20 protein-coding genes are annotated in these 23,322 nt (G+C 61.2%); 4 read left to right on the top strand and 16 right to left on the bottom strand.

Annotation, left to right across the window (positions count from 1 at the left end):
- Nucleotides 1–10: 10 nt before the first annotated feature.
- From PseuLF5_RS09610 to PseuLF5_RS09535, 16 genes are all read right to left on the bottom strand, one after another.
- Nucleotides 11–1,081 (bottom strand): class I SAM-dependent methyltransferase, encoded by a 1,071-nt coding sequence (locus PseuLF5_RS09610; RefSeq protein WP_340133401.1) that lies wholly within the window; start codon nt 1,079–1,081, stop codon nt 11–13.
- Complete coding sequence (locus tag PseuLF5_RS09605) at nt 1,078–1,929, bottom strand: NAD-dependent epimerase/dehydratase family protein (protein WP_186748315.1); 852 nt, start codon at nt 1,927–1,929, stop codon at nt 1,078–1,080. The genes PseuLF5_RS09610 and PseuLF5_RS09605 overlap by 4 nt, the downstream gene beginning before the upstream one ends.
- A complete protein-coding gene (locus PseuLF5_RS09600; protein WP_267804798.1) occupies nt 1,926–3,152 on the bottom strand; it encodes a class I SAM-dependent methyltransferase in 1,227 nt (408 codons plus the stop codon). The genes PseuLF5_RS09605 and PseuLF5_RS09600 overlap by 4 nt, the downstream gene beginning before the upstream one ends.
- Nucleotides 3,149–3,709 carry a dTDP-4-dehydrorhamnose 3,5-epimerase family protein gene (locus PseuLF5_RS09595; RefSeq protein ID WP_186748313.1) on the bottom strand — a complete coding sequence of 187 codons (561 nt, stop codon included), beginning with the start codon at nt 3,707–3,709 and terminating at the stop codon, nt 3,149–3,151. The genes PseuLF5_RS09600 and PseuLF5_RS09595 overlap by 4 nt, the downstream gene beginning before the upstream one ends.
- Nucleotides 3,706–4,788, bottom strand: coding sequence for a CDP-glucose 4,6-dehydratase (rfbG, locus tag PseuLF5_RS09590; RefSeq protein ID WP_222833428.1), 1,083 nt, complete (start codon nt 4,786–4,788; stop codon nt 3,706–3,708). The genes PseuLF5_RS09595 and rfbG overlap by 4 nt, the downstream gene beginning before the upstream one ends.
- Nucleotides 4,770–5,543, bottom strand: a complete 774-nt coding sequence (gene rfbF, locus PseuLF5_RS09585) for a glucose-1-phosphate cytidylyltransferase (protein ID WP_123465704.1) — start codon at nt 5,541–5,543, stop codon at nt 4,770–4,772. The genes rfbG and rfbF overlap by 19 nt, the downstream gene beginning before the upstream one ends.
- A 238-nt stretch (nt 5,544–5,781) precedes the next feature.
- Nucleotides 5,782–5,907, bottom strand: coding sequence for a hypothetical protein (locus tag PseuLF5_RS09580; protein WP_259741327.1), 126 nt, complete (start codon nt 5,905–5,907; stop codon nt 5,782–5,784).
- A 144-nt stretch (nt 5,908–6,051) separates the two neighbouring features.
- The gene (locus PseuLF5_RS09575; RefSeq protein WP_340133400.1) at nt 6,052–9,612 is read right to left on the bottom strand and encodes a glycosyltransferase; all 3,561 of its coding nucleotides are present in this window, start codon (nt 9,610–9,612) and stop codon (nt 6,052–6,054) included.
- Between the two features lie 96 nt (nt 9,613–9,708).
- On the bottom strand, nt 9,709–11,274 hold the full coding sequence (locus PseuLF5_RS09570) for a flagellar hook-associated protein 3 (protein WP_340133399.1): 1,566 nt from the start codon (nt 11,272–11,274) through the stop codon (nt 9,709–9,711).
- 13 nt (nt 11,275–11,287) lie between these two features.
- A complete protein-coding gene (gene flgK / locus PseuLF5_RS09565) occupies nt 11,288–13,348 on the bottom strand; it encodes a flagellar hook-associated protein FlgK (RefSeq protein ID WP_123465698.1) in 2,061 nt (686 codons plus the stop codon).
- Nucleotides 13,349–13,370: 22 nt separating this feature from the next.
- Complete coding sequence (gene flgJ, locus PseuLF5_RS09560; RefSeq protein WP_340133398.1) at nt 13,371–14,663, bottom strand: flagellar assembly peptidoglycan hydrolase FlgJ; 1,293 nt, start codon at nt 14,661–14,663, stop codon at nt 13,371–13,373.
- Between the two features lie 11 nt (nt 14,664–14,674).
- Nucleotides 14,675–15,763, bottom strand: coding sequence for a flagellar basal body P-ring protein FlgI (locus tag PseuLF5_RS09555; RefSeq protein WP_340133397.1), 1,089 nt, complete (start codon nt 15,761–15,763; stop codon nt 14,675–14,677).
- Nucleotides 15,764–15,790: 27 nt separating this feature from the next.
- Nucleotides 15,791–16,486: a flagellar basal body L-ring protein FlgH gene (flgH, locus tag PseuLF5_RS09550; RefSeq protein ID WP_007965503.1), complete on the bottom strand. Its 696-nt coding sequence runs from the start codon at nt 16,484–16,486 to the stop codon at nt 15,791–15,793.
- Between the two features lie 52 nt (nt 16,487–16,538).
- Entirely contained in the window at nt 16,539–17,324 is a 786-nt protein-coding gene (flgG, locus tag PseuLF5_RS09545) for a flagellar basal-body rod protein FlgG (protein WP_123465693.1), read from the bottom strand.
- A 45-nt stretch (nt 17,325–17,369) separates the two neighbouring features.
- Complete coding sequence (locus PseuLF5_RS09540; protein ID WP_093439577.1) at nt 17,370–18,110, bottom strand: flagellar basal body rod protein FlgF; 741 nt, start codon at nt 18,108–18,110, stop codon at nt 17,370–17,372.
- A 362-nt stretch (nt 18,111–18,472) separates the two neighbouring features.
- On the bottom strand, nt 18,473–20,035 hold the full coding sequence (locus PseuLF5_RS09535) for a sigma-54-dependent transcriptional regulator (protein ID WP_123465691.1): 1,563 nt from the start codon (nt 20,033–20,035) through the stop codon (nt 18,473–18,475).
- A gap of 374 nt (nt 20,036–20,409) precedes the next feature.
- On the opposite strand from PseuLF5_RS09535, the gene phhA reads away from it, so the two are divergent.
- The 4 genes from phhA to PseuLF5_RS09515 all read left to right on the top strand — a co-directional run bounded on the left by phhA (nt 20,410) and on the right by PseuLF5_RS09515 (nt 23,268).
- A complete protein-coding gene (gene phhA / locus PseuLF5_RS09530) occupies nt 20,410–21,201 on the top strand; it encodes a phenylalanine 4-monooxygenase (protein ID WP_322373973.1) in 792 nt (263 codons plus the stop codon).
- A 117-nt stretch (nt 21,202–21,318) separates the two neighbouring features.
- Nucleotides 21,319–21,675 (top strand): 4a-hydroxytetrahydrobiopterin dehydratase, encoded by a 357-nt coding sequence (locus tag PseuLF5_RS09525; protein ID WP_003222798.1) that lies wholly within the window; start codon nt 21,319–21,321, stop codon nt 21,673–21,675.
- Entirely contained in the window at nt 21,675–22,868 is a 1,194-nt protein-coding gene (locus tag PseuLF5_RS09520; RefSeq protein ID WP_123465687.1) for an amino acid aminotransferase, read from the top strand. The genes PseuLF5_RS09525 and PseuLF5_RS09520 overlap by 1 nt, the downstream gene beginning before the upstream one ends.
- A gap of 268 nt (nt 22,869–23,136) precedes the next feature.
- Entirely contained in the window at nt 23,137–23,268 is a 132-nt protein-coding gene (locus tag PseuLF5_RS09515) for a hypothetical protein (protein ID WP_261991227.1), read from the top strand.
- Nucleotides 23,269–23,322: the final 54 nt, after the last annotated feature.

The raw sequence follows: 23,322 nt of genomic DNA, 5'->3' as shown, positions 1-23,322 counted from the left end.
ATCTCAAGGGTCACTGAAACGAAGCGCTGTCGACGGCGTGATAGACGTAGCGTCCACCGGTCATCCGCTTGATCTCTTCGAGGTAATTGGAATTCATCACAAACAGGTGGGCGCCTTCGGGCAGCGCGTCCATCGCTTCTTGGGGCGAGGACACCCGCGCGCCGCTCAGTGGCAGATAACGCCCCTGTTTGGCCGGGTTGATATCCACCACACGGTCTACGGCCACACCGGCGCGCTGCAGGAACAGCGAATAGATCACGCCCTTGGAAGAGGCGCCCCAGATCGCCGAACCCTGCTCGGGGGCAGACTGAATGATCTGCACGGCGCGATCGAGGCTGGCGGTGAACCCGTCCGGCAGCGTCAGGCGTGGCACCGGTTGTTCCGGGGTCAGGCGTAACGTCGACAGGTCGGCAACGATGTACAGGTACTGGCCACCGAACAGGTGGCCGGCCTCGTGCACGGTGCCGAACATCCGGCGCAGGTCATCGAGGCGGAAATAATTGACGTGTTCGTAGAACAGGTCGAACCAGGCCTTGTGCTCGAGGATCCAGTCAAAGCACGGCACTTCGATGTAGATCTGCCCGCCCTGATTGGCTTCGGCGATCACCGACAGAAAGCTCACCGGGTCTTCGATGTGTTCCAGCACATGGCGCAGCACGATGGCGTCCGCCGCCAGGCCAAGGCCACGGGTGAACGGCGCCTTGATCACGTCGGCGTTGTCGCCTTCGTAGGCCGGGTCGATGCCGGTGATCGAATAGCCGAGGCCCTTGAGCAACTCCAGAAAGTAGCCTTTGCCACAGCCGACTTCGATCAGTTCCTGGCCCTTGAAGTGTTTAGCGATGATGCCTTCGACATCGCGCAGGTGCTGCTGGAACTGGCCGGAATGCGCCTGCTCGTTCTGGTAGTCGGCGTCATAGCTGAGCTTGTCGGCATCGAACGCAGCGTTGAAGATCAGACCGCTGCGCTCATCCTGCACCAGCAGCATGTCGGCGCTGGCCGAGGCTTTCGCCGAATCCGGGTCGGCGAAGGTGCGGTTCTGCAACACCGGCAGGTCGGTGACCCGATACAACTCGTGCCTCATTGCGGCTCTCCCAGTAGCTGTTGCAAACGCTCGGTCACCGCCCAGAACGCCATCGGTTCGTGGGTCGGGTAAGGGTAGTGACCGAGGTTCAGATTCAGTGCCGCGCCGCGTTCGCGCAGGCGTTCTTCGACCAATGAACGCACCGACACCGGCTGGCCACTGGCGCAATTGATCACACCGTCGAAGTCGCGCTGCTGCAGGATCGCGGCGAGGTAAGCGGTTGCGGTGGCAATCGGCAAAAAGTCACGTAATTGCTCACCGCCAGACATGTTGAACGACGCGTCTGCGGCATCAATCGCCCGGTCCAGCGCTGCGAGCAAACTGTTGGGGTTCTGCCCTTCGCCATGCAGATAAAACAGGCGCGCCCACTGTAGGGTGAACGGCATTTCCTGCTGCAGGTTTTGCAAAAACAGGTGCAGCGTGTGTTTGGCCAGACCGTAAGGATTGCTCGGCTGGGGCTCGACGCTTTCGCTGAGCGGGCCGCTTTGCAGGCCGTACTCGAAGCAGGTGCCGGTGACCAACACTTGCCGCACACCCGCCTCGACCGCGCCTTTGATAAAACGGTAGTCGGCCATCAGGTTGTGCTCGAAGTGGAACAGCGCCCGATAGTTCGGCAGGCCCGGCCAGGCCAGATGCGCGAGTACGTCGATGCCCTCGGTCAGCGCGGCGACATCGAGTTCGGCGGCGTGAATATCCGCCGCAACGAACTCGACGTCATTGATCCACGGCATGCCTTGTGCGGTTTCTACGTTGCGCGCCACGGCACGAACGGCGTCGCCACGAGCAAGCAACGCCGCCACCAGATGCCGGCCGACGAAGCCCGTAGCCCCGGTTACCAGGACTTTCACAGGACTTTCAACTCAGGCACGGCGATCACGAAGCGCCCGTCCCATTGCCGCACCTGAGCCAGTTGCTGACTGACTTCGTGCAACAGGTTCCATGGCAGCACCAGCACGTAATCCGGTTTCTCGATGTCGATCTGTGCCGGCGCGACAATCGGGATGCGGCTACCCGGCAGGAACTTGCCCTGCTTGTGCGGGTTGGCATCGGCGACCCAGGCCAGCAGGTCGGGTTTGACCCCGGCGTAGTTGAGCAAGGTGTTGCCCTTGGCGGCGGCGCCATAGCCGACCACACGTTTGCCGTCGGCCCTGGCCTGCAACAGAAAGCGCAGCAAGTCATGCTTGATGCGTTCAGCGGCGGGGGCGAGGGTCGCGTAGTAGCCGGCGGTTTTCACCCCGGCCTCCAGCTCGGCTTGCAGCTGTTGTTGCACCGCCGGCTGCACCGCACGACGCTGGCCGTCCTTGCGCTGCACGAACACCCGCAGCGATCCGCCGTGCGTGCTCAACTGACTGACGTCGAACACTTCCAGGCCATTGCGTTCACACAGGGTCTGCACGGCGGTCAGCGACAGGTACGAATAGTGTTCGTGATACAGCGTGTCGAACTGCGCGCCAGCCATCAGCGTCAGCAGTTGCGGGAATTCGAACGTCGCTACGCCGGTTGGCTTGAGCAGCGTCGCGAAACCGCCGAGGAAATCGTTGATATCCGGCACATGGGCGAGCACGTTATTGGCGGCCATCAGGTCGGCGCCCCAACCTTCGCTGCGCAGCTGTGCAGCCGTCTCACGACCGAAGAACAGTTCACGAATCTCCAGGCCCTTTTCCCTGGCTGCTTGCGCGGTGCTGCGGGTCGGCTCGACGCCGAGGCACGGGATGCCACGACCCGCGACGTACTGCAGCAGGTAACCGTCGTTGGCCGCGACTTCAACCACGCGACTGTCGCCCGTCAGGCCAAAGCGCTCGACCATCTCGGCGACATAACGCTCGGCGTGGGCCAGCCAAGTGCTGGAGAACGAACTGAAGTAGGCGTACTCGGCGTCGAACAGACTGTCGGCGCGGGTGTAATCCTCGGTCTGCACCAGCCAGCATTGCTGGCACACGGCAACCTTCAACGGCACCCATTGCTCGGCCTGTTCCAGGCGATCGGCGTGCACGTAGGCGTTGGACGGTGGCGAGGTGCCGAGGTCGATCAGCGGCAGGCTCAGCGGTGCGGCGCACCCACGGCAGTTCATAGACGCACTCCAGCAAAGTGTTGATCGAGCGCGGGATGGCTGGAATCACGCGCTGACAAATTATTGACAGGCAACGGCCAGGCGATCGCCAGCCGTGGATCGTTCACCGACAAGCCGCCCTCGTGCTCCGGCGCGTAATCAGCGCTGTGCAGGTAAAGCAGTTCGGCGTCGGCTGTCAGGGTCTGGAAACCGTGGGCGAACCCGGCCGGAATCAGCAGGCTGCGACCGTCGCCAGCCTTGAGGTGCTCGGCGTGCCAGTGCAGAAAAGTCTCGGAGTCCGGGCGCAGATCCACCGCCACGTCCCACACTTCACCGCGCAGACAGGTGATCAGTTTGGCTTCCGGCGCATTGGCATTCTGATAATGCAGACCGCGCACACTGCCCTGCTCGCGGGTGCAGGAATGGTTGATCTGGCGGATGTGAAATTCGCGGCCGAACGCGCTCAGGCTACCCTCGCAGAACAGCCGGGCGAAGTGCCCGCGCTGATCTTCGAAACGCTTGTGCTGGACGCTGAACAGTCCGGCCAGCGGCAATGCCTTCAGGGAAAACTCGCTCACAGCGCGCCTCGGTACAGGTTCAGTTGGCCAAGGGTCACGGCGCGCATGTCATCACCGTTCTGCCATGCCAGATGCCAGTCGAGGGTCTGGGTCAGGCATTGCTGCAACGTCCAGCGCGGCTGCCAGCCCAGTACTTGGCGGGCGCGGCTGCTGTCCAGGCGCAGCAGGCCGGCTTCGTGCAATTCGCTTTTTTCGATGCGCAGACCGCGCGCCTGCGGCCAGCGGTTGGCGAGCAATTCGACCACTTCGCCGACGCTGCACATGTCCGCCTCGCCCGGGCCGAAGTTCCATGCCCCGGCGTATTCCGGGCCTTGTTCGTAGAGGCCGGCAGCCAGTTGCAGGTAACCGGCCAGCGGCTCCAGCGCGTGCTGCCACGGGCGCACGGCTTGCGGATAACGCAGGGTCACCGGCTCGTCTGCCGTCCAGGCTCTGAGCACATCGGGAATCAGGCGTTCAGGGGCGAAATCACCGCCACCGAGGACGTTGCCGGCGCGCGCGGTGGCCAGGGCCAGACCGTGCTCGGCGTACTTGTCGGCCGGGAAAAACGAGGCCGCGTAAGACTGCGCCAACAGTTCGCAGCAAGCCTTGCTGCTGCTGTAAGGATCATGCCCGCCGAGGGCTTCGTCTTCGCGGTATGGCCACAACCATTCCTTGTTGGCGTAGACCTTGTCGGTGGTCACCAGCACGCAGGCGCGCACGCAACCGACCTGACGAATCGCTTCGAGCAGGTTCAACGTGCCCATGACGTTGCTGGAATAGGTGCCGAGCGGGTCGCGATAACCTTCGCGCACCAGTGGCTGCGCGGCCAGGTGCAGAACGATCTCCGGCTCGGTGTCGGCGATGATTTCCAGCAAGGCGCCAAGATCACGCAGATCGCCGCGCTGATCGTTGATGCCTTCGTGGACGCGCGCCAGTTCGAACAGGCTCGGTTCGGTCGACGGATCAAGGGCAAAACCGCTGACTTGTGCGCCGAGGCTTTGCAGCCACAGGGTCAGCCAACTGCCCTTGAAACCGGTGTGACCGGTAACCAGTACGCGCTTGCCGCGCCAGAAATCCGCACTCAGGCCCATTGCTTCCATGGGGCCTCCCCGTTCTGCCACAGCGCTTCGAGATGGTTCTTGTCGCGCAGGGTGTCCATCGGATGCCAGAACCCTTCGTGCTCGAAGGCTTTCAACTGTTCGTCCGCAGCCAGCCGCGCCAACGGCTCGGCTTCCCAGGTGGTGGAATCATCGGCAATGTACGGCAGCACTTTCGGCGACAGCACGAAGAACCCGCCATTGATCCAGCCACCGTCACCGCGCGGCTTTTCGGTGAAACCAAGCACCTGATCGCCTTGCCGCTCGAGGGCACCGTAACGGCCGGGCGGCTGCACGGCGGTGACGGTCGCCAGACGACCGTGGGCTTTGTGGTAATCGACGAGCTGAGCGATGTTGATGTCGGAAACGCCGTCGCCGTAGGTGAAGCAGAACGCCTCTTCATCTTGCAGATAACGCGCAGCACGCAGCAGACGGCCACCGGTCATGGTTTCCTCGCCGGTGTCGATCAGCGTGACGCTCCACGGCTCGCTGTAGTTCTGGTGCACGTCCATGCGGTTTTCGCGCATGTTGAAGGTGACGTCGGAGGTGTGCAGGAAGTAGTTGGCGAAGAAGTCCTTGATCGCATAGCCCTTGTAGCCCAGGCAGATCACGAAGTCGTGGATTCCGTGGGCGGAATACTGCTTCATGATGTGCCAGAGAATTGGCTTGCCGCCGATCTCGATCATCGGCTTGGGCTTGAGGTGCGACTCTTCACTGATGCGCGTGCCGAGGCCACCCGCCAAAATAACTGCCTTCATCGTCTCCCCTCTTGTTCTTCACCGGGTTCGACCCGCGTTTGCAGGCCTTCTGGCTAAACCTTTGCCTGACTGGGCGCGGCAAAATAGCTGCGAGCGCTCGTTTTATGGCGATTTGCGAGGGTCTTGCAGGAAACGCGCCAGCTCCGCAGACGTTGCGTCGCCGAGCTTCAGGCGCAAAAAAAAGGGATGAATCCGACAGTGGATTCATCCCTTCATCGCCTGTCAGGGTGTCAACACATCAACCGAACATGGCAAACGCATCGCCCGTCACCGGAAGATCGATCACGCCATTCATGACACCTACGTGCCCGACGGTGTTGAAACCGGCATACCAGTCATTGAACTGCACACCGTTGTCGGGCACGCCGCTCCCCGTGTCATTGACGCTGTGCAAACACACGCTTGCGGCAAGTAGTACCTGTCGGCGAAATCACTTCCGCGAACAGTCTGGTTATCGCAATAACTGCCACCCGCGGCGAAACCCGCGCCCAAGTCCTGTGAACTCGGATCAATCCGGCAACCAACCCCACAACCAGTGATTGAGGTTATCGCCACGCAACATGAAATCGCGGTGCACCGCCTCTTTCAATTCATCGCCCATGCGATAGCTGGCGTCCGGGTCGGCGAGATGCATGCGGATCGCCTGCAGCCATTCTGCGGTGCTGTTGCTGTAGACCTTGGTGCACGGCAGATGGCCACGATAGGCCTCGGTGTCGGTGCAGATCACCGGGTAGCCGCAGGCGCCGTATTCGAGCAGACGCAGGTTACTCTTGCAGTCATTGAAGATGTGGAACTCCAGCGGTGCAAGGGCCAGGTCGAGGTTCAGGCTGGCCAGTTTGAACGGGTAGCTTTGCAAGCTGATGGCCGAGTGGAATTCGTGGATATAGGGACGCAATTCCTCCGGGCACATGCCAAAGAATACCCACTCCACTTCGTTCGCCAGTTCACGCACCACATCGGCAATGATCTCCAGATCACCGGTGTGGCTGGTGCCGCCACCCCAGCCGACTCGAGGTTTGCTGGAGGTGCGTCGACGGCTGGTCAGCGTTGCCCACGGTTCCGGTGACAGCATGTTCGGCACAATGCGGATGTCGCTGTGCATGCTCGATAACGCATCCGCCAGCGGCTGCGTCGTCACCACCACGCGATCGCACAGGGCAATGCCCTCGCGCAGCATCTGCTCGGTGTTGACCGGCTTGTTGCGGGCATGGGTATTTTTCTTCGGCGCACTGACCACGTAGTCGTCGAGCTCGAAAATCCGCAGCGCACTGGAGTACTTTTTAATGCGCAGAATGTCGCTGACCGCACCTTCGCTGTAACGGCATTGCAGGATGATCGAGTCAGGCGCCAGACGCTCGATCTCGACCGTCGACGGCGACTCGTAGGCCCAGCGTCCGAGTGCCCGACCACTGCTTTCCAGCTCGGCCAAGGGTCCGGTCACGCGATAGTGGCCGACGGCCGAACTGTTTACCGGCAAGCCGAGGATCAGCGGCAACGCCCGACTGCAAAACGGGTTCCAGTTATTGCGCAGGGACGGTTCCAGACTGAAGCTCGACACGCCGAGACTGAGCGACGGGCTGTACGCCGGATCCTTGATGATTTTACTCATCCACTGCCGATGGAACGCCTCTTCCTCCTGTTCAGGCAGGATCAACGGCGCGGCCTCCGTCTGCGGCGCTATCACCACACTGGCGTAAGGCGTCCAGACCACCAGATAGCCTTCCTTGCCTGCACGCAGACACAGGTCGACGTCACTCAAGCCATGGGTGTAAGTCACCTCATCGAACTGGCCAAGCTCCTCGAAAACCTGCTTGCGCAGCATCAGGCACTGACTGCTGACCGCGCTCCAGTTCTGCGTCACATGTAAACGCTGCATGTAACCGCGACTGCTGGCCGCCTCGCCGGCAAAGGGCGCACCGACCGGCCCGGCCAGGCCCAGAATCAGGCCCGCGCTGACGATAGCCCCCTCGGGGCTGAGCAACCGCGCACCGACCACGGCGACTTCCGGACGCTGGGCATGATTGAGTAACTCATCGAGCCAGTCGCGTTCACAGATGACCGCTTGCGCGTCAAGCAACAGCAGATATTCGCCACGGGACTGCTCGGCGGCGAAGTTGCGGATCGCGGCAGGATTGTTGTCACCGGCGTAACGCAACACCCGCAACATCGACGCCCCGAGCTGGGCCATGGCGCTCAGCCATTCGAGCATCTGCGAATCAGTGACACCGGCATCGACGATGAGAATTTCGTAAAGGGTATAAGCCGTGCGCTCGATCAGGCTCTCGGTGCAGCGCTGCAAGGCGTGCAGCGAATCACCGGCCTGAATGATGATCGACACCTGCGGGCGCGTCGCATGCTGATAGTCGATGCGGTTGATCAGGGGCAATTCGTCATGACGCATGCGGTGATCGACCCCGATCCGCTGCAGGTGCGCCGTCACGACGGCCGCGTTGTAGTCGATGACTGGCGGCAGCGACAGCCATTGCGCGTAGGTCAGGCTCGATTCCACCTGGACCTCGGCAATGTGCTCGATGGTTTGCGGACCGGCCTCTTCCACCAGGCGCCAGAGCAAATCATGCGGCGCCAGTTCGCCATGGACCGGATCAAATCCGCCCAGCGCCATGAAACGCTGACGCTCGAACGCCAGCGCTCGCCCCACATACGGATAGGCGCGCATCAGATCGAGGTTGAAGTCAGGCTTGAACACTGGTTCGGTCGATTCGCCGTCGACTTGCGCGCCTTCGTCGCTGTAGGCGCACAACAAGCCCGGCGTGCCGGCGATACGCTCGGCCAGAATCAGCAGCGCCGAATCACGCAGGGTGTCGCCGGCCTGCAACAGGTAAAACCAGTGGGTGCCTTCCAGTTGCGGGATCACCGCGTTGAGCTGTTGTGCCCAATCGGCCTGAAACGGCAACTGCAGCGTGCGCTCATCAGCCTCGCACTGCGCATCCGACAGCACCACCACCGCCTGCGCCGGATAGAGTTGCGCCTTGATGCTCTGCAACGTCGTGGCCAGCGCAGCACTGTCGCCAGCGTTGTCGATCACAATCGGCACGATCTGCGGACGCATCGGCCAACTGGCAATGCGTTGCGGCATCAGCCGTTGCTCGACCTCGCTGAAGCGGCGAATCGACAACCACTCACGATAGAAGTCGGCGTAACTTTCGCTTTCGGCACCGACACGACCACTGACCACCGTGTTGCGGTTGCCGAGGATGCGCGTTACGCACAACTCCTGCCAGGCGTGCGGCAAGTCACCGGTATTGGCCAGATCAATGTAACGCACCCAGCCGGCGGCGGGCGCCGCTTCACCACTGCGGGCGGCGAGCATTTGCTTGAGCCAGTCCCATTCCACCTTGGCGGCCTTGAGCATTTCCGGGGTCTTGCTCAGACGCTCCGGATACAGGCGCTCGGTGCTCAGCACAGTGCTGAGCGAGACAAAATTGCCACGACGCATCAAGCACACGAACAAGGCAAAATCGAGCGTGGCGACGAAACCGGCGCCCTCCTGAATCAAGGCCGGCAGCAGTTCCAGCACATCGGCGCGACGCATCAGTGCCGCACTGAAATTACCGACGAAGTTCAGCGGCGTCGATTCGAAGATCGCCAGCATGTCATCGCCTTTGAACAAGGCATCGTTCGGGCTGAAACGGCAGTTCTCGACCCGCGGCGGCAAAAGGAAGTTGCCGGCGTCGCTGAGCATGCGCAGGGCGAACACCAGATTGGCATCGGCATGCTCGATCAGTGCCTGCGCCTGTAATGCGATGCTTGGTGCAAACAGCCGATCGTCATCGCACAACACCTTGATGAACTCGCCCCGCGCCGCTTCGACGCAGCGCAGCAGGTTCTTCTGCAAGCCAAGTCGCTGCGGATTGCGCAGGTAACGGATCGGATGAGCCGGCTCGGCAAACGACTCGACAATCTGGCGAATCTGCTCATCGGCCGAGTCATCGCATATGACGATCTCGACGTTTTCGTACGTCTGCGCGAGCGCACTCAGCAGCGCCTGATCGAAGAAGCGCGGGTTGAAGGCGGGGATGACGATACTGACGAGGGGGTGTTGATTCACGGCGGGGAACTCTCGAGCGGCGGGCCCCTGCCCTATTCAGGCAGAGACCCCGTAACCGCTTAGGAAAAGACGGTTGGCAGCTCGACAGGCACAGACTCAGATCTTGTTGAACAAGCCCAGTTGCGCGATCTTGCTGAAGGCCAGTTGCGAAGCCTGCAACATGGTTTGTTGCAGAGTCAGACGGGTCATGACTTCGGCCGGATCGGAATCGCGGATCGACGATTGTGTCTGTGCGTTGGCCAGTACCAGCGACTGATTGGTATCGCTCTGGGTCATCAGCGACGAGCCACGACCACCGACCGAACTGATCGCGCTGGACAGCTGATCGGTACCGCTGGCGAGGTTGCCCAGACCGGAAGCCAGACCGGCCTGCAACTGCTGGATCGCCAGGGCATTGCCGTTGGTTGGCGTGTTGAGCACGTTTTTCAACTGGTTCACGCTGTCCAGAATGTTCTGGGTTTCGTGCGTGTTGACGGCAATGCTGAACTGATCGTTGGCCGCCGGCGTACCGCTGATGTTGAAGCTCACACCCGATGCAGTGGCGACGCCGGCGACCACGGTGCCGCTCGACACCGGTTTGCTGTCGGCAGTCAACGGCGCTGCGTACAGATCGAAGGCAGTAGCACTGGTAAATTTCATCACCGCCGAACCGGTCGGGAAACTGGCCTTGTAGTCCGTGGAGTTGGTCACGCTGCTGCCGGTGATCTGCGCCGACGACGGGTTACCCGGGCTGCGGGTACCGGTGAAGGTGTCAGGCTTGGCCGCGAGGGTGAACGTATGACCTGGCAGAACGGTGCCCGGTACGTCGCCCGCTTGCAGGTTGATGTTCAGCGTCAGGTCTACGCCGCGAAAGCTCACCGTTTGACCAGCCGTGCTTGCCGGTTCAAACGCGCCACCCTGGCTGGCTTCGGCAGTGACATCGTTACCGGCCGAGTCCGTGATTTTCAGTTGAGTGCCGCTGACGAACGACACGCTATACGGTTCGCCACTGCGGAACTTGCTGTTGTAACTGACATTCGACGACACCTGACCGTTGGACAGCACCACACGGTTGTCATTGACCGCCGGCGCCGTCATGGTGACCTGGCTGCGGCTGGTATTGACGGCTTGCTGGAAGGCTTCCCAGCCGGTGGTGTTGGTGGCCATTTTCATGTTGTCGCCAATGGCCAGGTCGAGGGTCACCTGATCGCCGTTGTAGGCGTAGGTGCCATCGTCATTGCGCGTGAACGGCACGGTGTCGCCCTTGGAGCCGGCGAAAATGTATTTGCCGTTCTCGTCCTTGCTGTTCATCAGGCTGAGCAGTTGCTCTTCGATCTGACCGAGCTCGGAGGCAGTCGCCTGGCGGTCGGAGTCCGTGTAACCGGCGTTGCCGGCACTCACGGCCAGCTCTTTGGCACGCTGCAGCACGTTGTTGATGCTGGTCATCACCGCTTCAGCGGTACCCAGAGTGCCTTTGATCGTGGTGGCGTTGGCTTCGTACTGATCGAGCATCGAAGCCTGCTGACCCAATTGCAGCAGACGCGAGGCACCCACCGGATCGTCTGCCGCGGTGTTGACGCGAACCAGGCTGCTCGCCTCTTCGCTGCTCTTGACCACGTTGGCGAAGTTTTTCTGGTAGTTGGCTGCCGAGGACTCGTAAAACTGGCCAGTAGAAATGCGCATGGTTTACGACTCCTTAAAGACTGTTGATCAGTGTGCTGAAGGTTTCCTGCGCAGCCTTGATGATCTGCGAGGACGCGGTGTAGTACTGCTGGAACTTGACCAGGTTGCCGGTCTCTTCGTCGAGGTCGACACCGGACAGCGAGTCACGGGCGCCCTTGGCGTTGGCCAGAATCGCATCGGTGGCGGCACTGTCGAGCTTGCCCTGAGCGGCTTTGGCACCGACGCCTTCGACCAGTTTGCCGTAAGCATCGGTCAGCGAAATGCCTTTGCTGGCAGAGCCGGTGTCGACGGTTTGTTTGGTCTGCAGGTCAGCGAGGACACCGCCGTTGCGGTTGTCCAGCGTGCCCGGCTGGCTGAGGCTGACGTTGACCGCCGTGCCCTTGCCTGGCGAACCGGCAACGGTCATGTCGAAATTGACGGTGTACTGAGTGGCGGGCGCCGGTGGAATCGCCGCACCGGTCGAGTCCTTGAGCGGAATGCTCAGGCTCAGGGTGTTGGTCTGGCCCGGCTTGATGGTGCCACTGCTGAGCACGCCACCCTTGGCGTCCAGCAGTTGATAGCCCTGGCTGGTGCCATCTGCCGACGGATCACCAAACACCACTTTGACCGGCGTCGAGTACTTCATGCCGTTCTGCATCGCAGTGGTGGTGGTCGGGTCGTAGATGTCGAACTTGGTGGTCAGGGTCGGCTGACCGCTGGCCGGAATGGTCAGCGTGCCGCTGCCACCCGGAGCAATGGCGGCGCCCAACGGAGCGGCGATGGCCAGACGCTTGGAGTCGGTCATCTCGGTCTTGATGTTGGCTGCGGCATTGCGGGTCGGGGTGATCTTGAACGTGTCGCCCGCCGCTGCCGTGCCGCCAGTGAGATTCAGAGAGAAGCCGTCGATCACCGGAGCCGGGGTGGTGGTGGTGCTGAACGCGCCCATCGCAGTGCCTTCCGGCAGCCGCTGCACGGTGTAGTCCGTGGCGCTGGTGAAGGTCACCTTGTAATCGTTGATGGTCAGCTTGCCGGAGTCTTTGATGCTCACATCGAAATTGCCGGAACCGGCACTGTTGCCAATGGTAGCGGTGCTGCGCGAAGCCATGCTGGCCGCGGTGTTGATGCTGTTGAACAGGTTGCCGCCGAAGTCACCGTTCTTGTCGATGCCCTGGCCCTGAATCGAGTTCATCTGATCGGCAACGACCAGCGCGACGCGGCCCAGTTCGTTCATCGCCGGGTCCAGCACGGTGCTGCGATAACGCAGCAGACCGCCGATTTCACCACCGGTAATGCCCGAGGTGATGTCGATGGAAGTCGAACCGTTGTTGATCTGGATGCCCATGCGCGACGGGTCGGCCTTGGTTGGCGTGACTTCCAGTTTGCTGGCGGTGCCACCCATGACCAACGGCTGACCGTTGCCCAGGTAGATGTCCATGTTGCCGCCACGCTCGACCACCTGCGCACCGGTGAAGGTGGACAGCTGGCGAATGGTCTCGTTGCGCGCGTCGAGCAGCTCGTTGGGCTGGCCGCCGGCGTTGGAAATTTCGGAAATCTTCTGGTTCAACTGGGCCACGGTGGACGCCAGTTTGTTGACCTGATCGGCCATGCTCGACAGGTTGCCGTTGATGTCCTGGTTCTGCGCGTTCAACTGACTGGAAACCGAGTTGAAGCGAGCGCTCAGGGCCTGCGCATCGCTGAGCAGCAACTGCCGCGAAGCATCGTCACCCGGCTTGGCGTTGACGTTCTGCACCGAGGCGAAGAACTTGGTCAGTGCACCATTGAGGCCGGTGCCACTGTCGGACAGCAACTTGTCCAGCGGGGTGACCTGACCCAGGTACGCCGCGGCATCGCTGTTGAGCGAAGTGGTGGTCTGCAACTGGGCATCAATGTAGCTGTTGTACACCCGGCGCACGTCAGCCAGGGTGGTACCGGTGCCGATCCAGAGATTGCCACTCTGAATCGAGCCTTTTGAATTCTGCACGGTTTGCTGGCGCGAGTACCCGGCCGTATCGACGTTGGCAATGTTGTTGCCCGTCACCATCAAAGAAGATTGGCTAGCGGATAAACCCGACATCCCGATGTTGAGCAAACTCATGGTTCAAACCTTACTGTATGTTTTATAGAGGCGTTGTCGAAACGCCCGCCGCAGCGTAGTTCTGGTTAACGTTCATCTGCTTGGCAATCTGCGAAATCTTGCTCGCGTAGTTCGGGTCGGTGGCGTAACCGGCCTTTTGCAACTCGCGTACAAACTGTTCTGGGTTATCGGCCGACTTCAGCACATCTTGATAGCGATTATTGCTCTGCAGCAAAGTCACCAGATCGTGGAAGCTGTCCTTGTACGAAGCGTAGGAACGGAACTCGGCCGTCTCCTTGACCATCTCCCCGTTGCGGAATTCGCTGGTGATCGCCCGGGCCGAATCGCCCTTCCAGTTACTGCTGGCCTTGATACCGAACAGGTTGTGACTGCTGCTGCCATCCTGGGCGCGCATGACCGATTTGCCCCAACCGGTTTCCAGTGCCGCCTGCGCCACCAGATAGCGCGGATCGACGCCGATACGGTCGGCGGCTTCCTTGGCCATCGGCAGCATGGTGTTGACGAATTCGTCGGCAGAACTGAAGGCTTTTTTCGCCGGCGCCAAGGGAATCTGCGCCATTGCGCGGCCATAGACCTGCATCGACCCGCTGGAGGCTTTTTCGTTTTCGGCACGTGCCAGCCAGTCGCCGTTGTACAGCGGTCCGGCGCCGGTCGTGGCGGCGGTCGCGGCGCGTTGCGGCAATTGACTGGCGGCGGTCGGCGTGGCCGACGGCACCAGACCGGCCAGCAACCGATCGGCCAGTTTCGGCGGCAAGGCCAGACGACGCTGGTTGATCAGCGCCATGTCATTACGGTGGGAGATATCGGTGTTCGGCGCATTCACCGAACGCGATGCCCACAACGGACGTTCGCCATTGAGGCGCGACAACGGCCCGTGGGTGGCGACAGTGCCGGCGGCCACCGGGGTGACCACGGCGGCGGCCTTGGCTTTGGCTTCTTCCTGCTTGGCGGCGGACGCCGCTGCAGCCTCACCCGGCGCCATCGGTTTGTTCTTCGACATCTGGCGCATCAACACGTCGGCCAGGCCAATACCACCGCCCTCGCGCGACAACGACACTGCCAGTTGCTGGTCGTACATTTCCTGATACTGCTTGGCTGCCGGCGTGTTGAGCGGGTTGTCCTGGCCCAGCGCTTCAGTGGCCGAACGCATCGACTTGAGCATTTCACCGAGGAACAGCGATTCGAATTCCTGCGCCACTTTGCGCATGTTCGCATCGCTGTTCTTGTCACCGACCTTGAGCTGGTTCAGGCGATTGAGGTCCGAGTACGAACCCGAATCGTTGCTGCTGACCAGACCGCTCTTGCGCATATCCATGAGTGTCGGCCTCAGATCACGATCAGGTCGGCTTGCAACGCGCCGGCCTGTTTCAATGCTTCAAGAATGGCCATCAAGTCACCCGGTGCCGCGCCGACCTGGTTCACCGCCCGCACGATCTCGTCGAGGGTGGTACCCGGACCGAACTTGAACATCGGCTTGGCTTCTTGCTGGGCATTGACCCGCGAACGCGGCACGACGGCGGTCTGGCCGTTGGACAATGGACCTGGCTGGCTGACGATCGGGTCTTCGGTGATGGTCACGGTCAGGCTGCCGTGGGTCACGGCGGCCGGCGAGACCTTCACGTTCTGGCCGATGACGATGGTGCCAGTACGCGAGTTGATGATGACTTTCGCCACGGCCTGGCCCGGATCGACCTCAAGGTTTTCCAGGATCGACAGGTAGTCGACGCGCTGGCTCGGATCAAGCGGTGCAGTGACGCGGATCGAACCGCCGTCGATGGCTTGCGCCACGCCAGGGCCGAGCATGTCGTTGATCTTGTCGACGATGCGCTTGGCGGTGGTGAAGTCGGAACGGTTGAGGTTCAGCGTCAGGCTGTTGCCCTGGTTGAAACCGCTCGGCACCGAACGCTCGACCGAAGCACCGCCGGGAATACGACCGGCCGACGGAACGTTGACGGTGATCTTCGAACCGTCGCGCCCTTCGGCGTCGAAACCACCGACCACCAGGTTGCCCTGAGCGATGGCGTAGACGTTACCGTCGATACCCTTGAGCGGGGTCAGCAACAGGGTGCCGCCGCGCAGGCTCTTGGAGTTACCGATGGACGACACGGTGATGTCGACCTGCTGACCCGGTTTGGCGAACGCCGGCAGATCGGCACTTACCGAGACCGCCGCAACGTTTTTCAACTGCACGTTGCCCGATCCCGGCGGCACCTTGATGCCGAACTGCGAGAGCATGTTGTTGAAGGTCTGCAGGGTGAACGGGGTCTGTGTCGTCTGGTCGCCGGTGCCGTTAAGCCCGACCACCAGGCCGTAACCGATCAACTGGTTGGAACGCACGCCGGAAATGCTGGCGATATCTTTCAGCCGCTCGGCGTGGGCACCATAGGCTGCGGACAACAGGGCCGCAGCCAGCATGAGGCTCTTGAAATTCAAAGTCGCCACCTAGAAAGGGAACAGCGGGCTGAGGAAGAAACGGTCGAACCAGCCTGGCTGACTCGCATCGGCAAACGAACCGGTGCCCGAGTAGGTGATGCGCGCATCGGCGACACGGGTCGACGACACGGTGTTGTCGGTGGCAATGTCATCAGCGCGCACCAGACCTGCGATCCGCACCAACTCGTCGCCGGTGTTGAGGGTCATCCACTTCTCGCCGCGCACGGCGATGATGCCGTTGGGCAGCACGTCAGCCACGGTCACGGTAATCGAACCGGTCAGGGTGTTGCCCTGCGCCGCCTTGCTGTCGCCTTTGGTCGCACGGTCGCCGCTGTAGCCGACGTCCAGGCTCAGGTCGTTACCGCCCAACGGGTTGTTGGTGGTACCGCTGCCGCCGAACAGCGACGTCAGGCCGATGCCGGTCTTGCTGTTCTTGGCCACTTGCGAGTTGGCGTTCTTGCTCGCCTGAGTCTTCTCGTTCAGCGTGATGGTGATGATGTCACCGACGCGGAACGCCTTGCGGTCGCTGTACAGGTTCTGCTCGAAGCCGGCCTGATAGATCGAGCCGTTGTTGGCCGCAGCCGGCAATGGCGTGCGCGGCAACACCGGGGCGTAGTAAGGGTCATTGGGCTTGGGCGTCGGCGCGACGCAGCCCGCGAGCGAGACGACCCCACCCAATGCCAGAACAGATACGAAGCGTTTCATGACCCTACCTCACGGTGTTGCTGGCGGCCTCATGGCCGCCTCATAGACTGGATTACAGATTCTGCGTTACGAACGAGAGCATCTGGTCGGCGGTGGAGATCACCTTGGAGTTCATCTCGTAGGCGCGCTGAGTGGTGATCATGTTGACCATCTCCTCAACAGTGCTGACGTTCGAGGTTTCCAGAGTGTTCTGCAGCATGGTGCCGAAACCGTTCAGGCCCGGGGTACCGACTTGCGGCGCACCGGAAGCGGCGGTTTCCAGGAACAGGTTGTTGCCCACGGCCTGCAGACCGGCCGGGTTGATGAAGTCGGCGGTTTGCAGGTTGCCGATCACCTGGGACGCCGGGTTGCCGGCAATGGTGATCGACACGGTGCCGTCGCGGCCTACGGTGAAGGTCTGGGCATCGTTCGGAATGACGATGGCCGGTTCCAGGGCGAAACCGCTGGCGTTGACGATCTGGCCATTGGAATCGAGGTGGAACGTACCGTCACGGGTGTAGGACGTGGTGCCGTCCGGCTGCAGGATCTGGAAGAAACCACGACCGTCGATGGCCATGTCCAGCGGCTGCTCGGTGGTTTGCAGGCTGCCGGCGGTGAAGTTTTTCTGCGTGCCGACGATGCGCACACCGGTACCCACCTGCAGACCGGACGGCAGTTCGCTGTCCTGGGTCGACTGGGCGCCTGGCTGACGCTTGATCTGATACAGCAGGTCCTGGAACTCGGCGCGGTCACGTTTGAAACCCGTGGTCGAGACGTTCGCCAGGTTGTTGGAAATGGTGGTCAGGTTGGTGTCCTGGGCGGACAGACCGGTTTTGGCAACCCATAGAGCCGGAAGCATTCGATTCTCCTCGTGCGCCTGTTTTACGGCGCGACGTTCTGATAATTAGCTGATCTGCAAGACCCGAGCCATGGCCTGGTCGTCGTCTTTGGCGGTGTTCATCATCTTGACGTGCAACTCGAACTGCTTGGCCAGGGCCAGCACCGAAGTCATTTCTTCCACGGCGTTGACGTTGCTCGACTCGAGGAAACCCGACACCAGTTTGACGTTGGCGTCGGCCGGCGCAGGCTGGCCGTCCTTGGTGTAAATCGAGCCGTCGAGGCCCTTGTTCATGTTCTTGATGTCCGGGTTGACCAGCTTGATCCGGTCGACTTCCGCCATGACGCGCGGGCCTTCGCCCATCGCACGAATACTGATGGTGCCGTCTTCGCCGACTTCGATCTGCTGCTCGGGCGGCACGGCGATCGGACCGCCATTGCCCATCACCGGCATGCCGTTGCCGGCGCGCAGCACGCCGAGGGCGTCGACGTTGAGGCTACCGGTGCGCACGTAGCTTTCGCCGCCGTTCGGGTTCTGCACGGCGATCCAGCCGTTGCCGGTGACGGCGACATCGAGGTCACGGCCGGTCTGTACCAGCGAGCCCGGGGTGAAATCCGTGGCCGGGCGTTCGCTCATGGCAAAGGCACGCGCCGGAAAGCTGTCACCGAACACCGGCATCGAACGCGCCTGCTCCAGGTCGCGCTGAAAACCGTTGGTGGAGATGTTCGCCAGGTTGTTGGCATGGGCCTTTTGCGCCAGTGCGTTCTGGCTGGCGCCGGTCATTGCCACATAAAGGTACTTGTCCACACTCTTTCCTCTGCATGCCGGACGTTTGCCGCCCACCGCTGTACTGCTGAGCCATAAGCAATTTGCAGACCAACTTTTTTCTGGCGGCTGGCGACCCGATAAACAAAGGACTTGAGGGAATCAGAGGGGAAACTTGAAATGTATCGAAGTCGAAAAACCGGCGGTGTTATGCCGCTTGGCGGCAATCCCGATCTCTGCGGCTGAAGGAGAACTTGTGGTGAGGGGATTTATCCCCCGATGGGTGGCGAAGCCGCCCCGCTTTTCCTTCAGGACGACCTCATTCGTAGGTTTTGCGACTGCTACGCAGCCGATCGGGGATAAATCCCCTCGCCACAAAAACGCTTGATACCACAGCGTTGCTGTTAGTTTTCGGGGTCTTTGCCCACTTCATATTCGCGCAGTTTGTTGGCAATCGTGGTGTGCGAAACCCCCAGCCGCTTGCCCAACTGCCGGCTGCTCGGATGCTCGGAATACAGCCGCTCCAGCACCGCTTTTTCGAAACGCCCGACAATCTCGTCCAGCCCACCTTCAAGCGAGAAATCGCCAAGCGGCTGACGCACGCCGTAATCCGGCAGGCGAATATGCTCAGCCTTCACCGTTCCGCCCTCGCACAGCGAAACCGCCTGGAACAGCACGTTCTCCAACTGCCGCACGTTACCCGGCCAATGGTAATGACTGAGACGATCCATCGCCGCCGGCGCCAGTTTCGGCAGCGAGCAACCGATCTGCCGACTGGCCTGATCGAGGAAGTGCTCCACCAGTGGCGTCAACCCGTCAAGGCATTCGCGCAAGGGCGGGATGTGCAGCGACAGCACATTCAAACGGTGATACAGATCCTGGCGAAACTCGCCGCGTGCGCACAGTTCGGACAAGTCCACCTGAGTCGCGCAGATCACCCGCACATCCAGATACACCTCTTCATCGCTGCCGACCCGCCGGAAGCAACCGTCCTGCAAAAAGCGCAGCAGTTTCACTTGAAGGCGCGGGCTCATCTCGCCAACGCCATCGAGAAACAGCGTACCGCCCGCCGTCAGTTCCAGCAGACCGAGCTTGCCTTCGGCGCGCGCCCCTTCGAACGCGCCCGGCCCGTAACCGAACAGCTCGGTCTCAGCCATGGACTCCGGCAAGCCGGCGCAGTTGAGCGCCATCAACGGCGATTGCCCGCGCGGGCTGGCGAGGTGGCAGGCACGCGCCAGCAACTCTTTGCCGGTGCCGGTCTCGCCTTCGATCAACAGCGGCGCATCCAGCGGCGCCATGCGCCGGGCTTCACGCACCACCGCCGCCATCACTTTCGAGCTCTGGAAGATGCTGTCGAAACCGCGCAACTCCTGTTTGCGTACGTTGTAGATACGTTCGCCAACCCGGTCGGCACGGTGCAGTGTCAGCACCGCGCCGGCCATCGCTTCGCTGTCGTCATGCTCCGATTGCAGCGGCGCGATATCGGCCAGGAAGATGTCGCCCTTGACCTTGACCCGCATGCCATTGATGCGCGACTTGTTGGCGCGCACCAGTTCCGGCAGGTCGAAATCTTCGGCATAACGCGACAGCGGTATCCCCGGCACCTCATCGACGCGCACCCCGAGCAACTGCGCCGCCGCGCGGTTGGCGGCGACAATCGAGCCGCCCATGTCGATCGACAACACCGGAAACTCCAGCGCACCGAGCAAGGCATTCAATTCCATGTGCCGACGCTCGCTCGGCATCAACCCGACACGCTTGACACCAAACACCCCGGCAATCGCCTCGAACTTCGGCCGCAGCGCCTGAAACTGGATGTTGATCAGGTTCGGGCAATGCAGATAGATCGCGTTGCCATGCTCGCCACCCACTTCACCGCGCGCCACGTTGATCCCGTAGGCGACCAGCAAGTTGAGAATGTCGCGCAGGATGCCGATGCGGTTCTGGCAATGGACTTTGATGCGCATAAAAATCGTCCGAATAAACGATAAAGAACCTGTAGGAGTGAGCCTGCTCGCGATAGCGGTTTATCAGGCTGTACTGAAGGTGAATGACACACCGCTTTCGCGAGCAGGCTCACTCCTACAGGGGGACTGCGCCAGACTTTTCTGTCGAGGCGCGCAGATAGTTGTCAAGATTATGTGACAGCCATCGGCCTTTTCAAACCCACGAATGACCGTAAACGCGAGTTATCCTTCAAAGCGTAACGATTATTTTACGATTTAAAGAGAAATTTCCTACGCAGAGGCGTTTCAACCTGCTGCACATCAATGCGCTCTCGGGTAATCCTGAATCCATCGCTGGACATAACAAGAACGAATTCCCCTAGCAGGAGAGCAGTATGAAGCAGACGCAATACGTGGCCCGCGAGCCCGATGCGCAAGGTTTTATCGACTACCCCGCCGAAGAACACGCGGTGTGGAATACGCTGATCACTCGCCAGCTGAAAGTGATCGAAGGGCGTGCTTGCCAGGAGTACCTGGACGGTATCGAGAAACTCGGTCTGCCACACGACCGCATTCCGCAACTGGGCGAGATCAACAAAGTGCTCGGCGAGACCACCGGCTGGCAGGTCGCCCGCGTCCCGGCGCTGATCCCCTTCCAGACCTTTTTCGAATTGCTCGCCAGCAAACAGTTTCCGGTGGCCACCTTCATTCGCACCCGCGAAGAGCTGGACTACCTGCAAGAGCCAGACATTTTCCACGAGATTTTCGGCCACTGCCCGCTGCTGACCAACCCGTGGTTCGCCGAATTCACCCACACCTACGGCAAGCTCGGCCTGCAGGCCACCAAGGAAGAGCGCGTGTATCTGGCGCGCCTGTACTGGATGACCATCGAGTTTGGCCTGGTCGACACCCCGCAAGGCAAACGCATCTACGGCGGCGGCATCCTGTCCTCGCCGAAAGAGACCGTTTATTGCCTGTCGGACGAGCCTGAGCATCAGTCGTTCGATCCACTGGAAGCCATGCGCACGCCGTATCGCATCGACATCCTGCAGCCGTTGTACTTTGTCCTGCCGAACCTCAAGCGCCTGTTCGACGTGGCCCATGAAGACATCATGGCCATGGTCAAGCAAGGCATGCAGCTGGGTCTGCACGCGCCGAAATTTCCGCCGAAACCGAAAGCCGCGTGAACCGCGACTTTTGCTGACAATTGAGCCTGTCCGTCGCCGCCACTTTGGTTTAGCGTGACGGCATTGACAGCTCAAAAGCTTTAATAAAAAAAACACTCTCGATTTCAGGAATACATCATGTCCACTTTGAACCAAGCCCACTGCGAAGCCTGCCGCGCCGATGCGCCACAAGTCAGCGATGAAGAACTGCCGATCCTGATCAAGCAGATCCCTGACTGGAACATCGAAGTGCGCGACAGCATCATGCAACTGGAGAAGGTCTTCCTGTTCAAGAACTTCAAGCATGCACTGGCGTTCACCAACGCAGTCGGCGAAATCTCCGAGGCCGAGGGTCACCACCCGGGCCTGCTGACCGAGTGGGGCAAAGTCACCGTGACCTGGTGGAGCCACTCGATCAAGGGCCTGCACCGCAACGACTTCATCATGGCTGCACGCACTGACGAAGTGGCCAAGACCGCAGAAGGACGCAAGTAATGCACTTCGACGCCATCGGCCGGGTACCCGGCGACCCGATCCTCGGTTTGATGGAAGCCTATGCGCAGGACAGCAATCCGCGCAAGTTCGACCTCGGCGTTGGCGTCTACAAGGATGCCCAGGGCCTGACGCCGATCCCCGAAGCGGTGAAAATCGCCGAGGCGCGCCTGGTCGAAAGCCAGGACACCAAGACCTACATCGGCGGTCACGGCAATCCGTTGTTCGGCAAGGTCATCAATGAGCTGGTGCTCGGCGCCGACTCGAAGCTGATCGCCGCACAACGTGCCGGCGCCACCCAGACGCCGGGCGGCACCGGGGCCCTGCGTCTGGCGGCCGACTTCATCGCCCAATGCCTGCCGGGCAAGGGCGTGTGGCTGAGCAACCCGACCTGGCCGATCCACGAAACGATTTTCGCCACCGCCGGGGTCAAGGTCAGTCACTACCCGTATGTGGGCAGCGACAATCGCCTCGACGTCGACGCCATGCTCGCCGTGCTCAACGAAGTACCGAAAGGCGATGTGGTGCTGCTGCATGCGTGCTGCCACAACCCGACCGGTTTCGACCTGAGCCATGACGACTGGCAACGCGTGCTCGACGTGGTGCGCAGTCGCAATCTGCTGCCGCTGATCGACTTCGCCTATCAGGGCTTTGGCGACGGGCTGGAGCAGGATGCGTGGTCGACCCGACTGTTCGCCGCCGAAGTGCCCGAGTTGCTGATCACCAGTTCATGCTCGAAGAACTTCGGCCTGTACCGCGACCGCACCGGTGCGCTGATCGTCTGCGCGAAAACCGCCGACAAGCTCATCGACATCCGCAGCCAGTTGGCCAACATCGCTCGCAACCTGTGGTCGACGCCACCGGATCACGGCGCGGCGGTGGTCGCGACCATCCTCGCCGACCCGGAGCTGAAAGCGCGCTGGGCCGACGAAGTGGAAGCCATGCGTTTGCGCATCGCCCAGTTGCGCAGCGGTCTGGTCGAAGCGCTGGAGCCACACGGCTTGCGTGAGCGCTTTGCGCACATTGGCGTGCAGCGCGGGATGTTTTCCTACACCGGCCTGTCGCCGGAGCAAGTGAAACAATTGCGTGAGCAGCACAGCGTGTACATGGTCAGCTCGGGCCGGGCCAACGTCGCCGGCATCGACGCTACGCGTCTCGCCTTGCTGGCCGACGCCATTGCCAACGTCTGCAAGTAATACCGCAACCCCCTGTAGGAGTGAGCCTGCTCGCGATGGCGGTGTGTCAGCCAGCATTTAAGTTGACTGATACACCGCCATCGCGAGCAGGCTCACTCCTACCGTTGTTTTTGCGGTGACCTTTTGCTTTTGCCCTCCCCCTGCGGCCATCTGTCGCATTAATTTGAATTAAAAGTCTGATTGTCATTTTTCCTGCTGTATCCTGCGCAGGCTTTCAAGAAGCGCGGATCTACCAGATCTATCAACAGACTTAGCGAGGAGCGCAACCATGCACGAGATTCCTAATCTCCCCTTCCCAAGCCTGCACGTACCTGAGCAGACGACCACGCAGCAAGCCGGAGCCCAACAGCCTGAGCCGAAAGAAGCCGTTGACAGCCGCCCGGCCGACAACGACGAGTAAAACCCGCCGTACAGACCGTGTGGAAAGCGCTAACATGCGCTTTCCACACTGCCT

It is taken from the genome of Pseudomonas sp. LF-5 (assembly GCF_037626295.1).
Lineage (GTDB): Bacteria > Pseudomonadota > Gammaproteobacteria > Pseudomonadales > Pseudomonadaceae > Aquipseudomonas > Aquipseudomonas monsensis.
The sequence above is the reverse complement of the archived record's forward strand: the minus strand, read 5'-3'. Positions and strand labels throughout refer to the sequence as shown.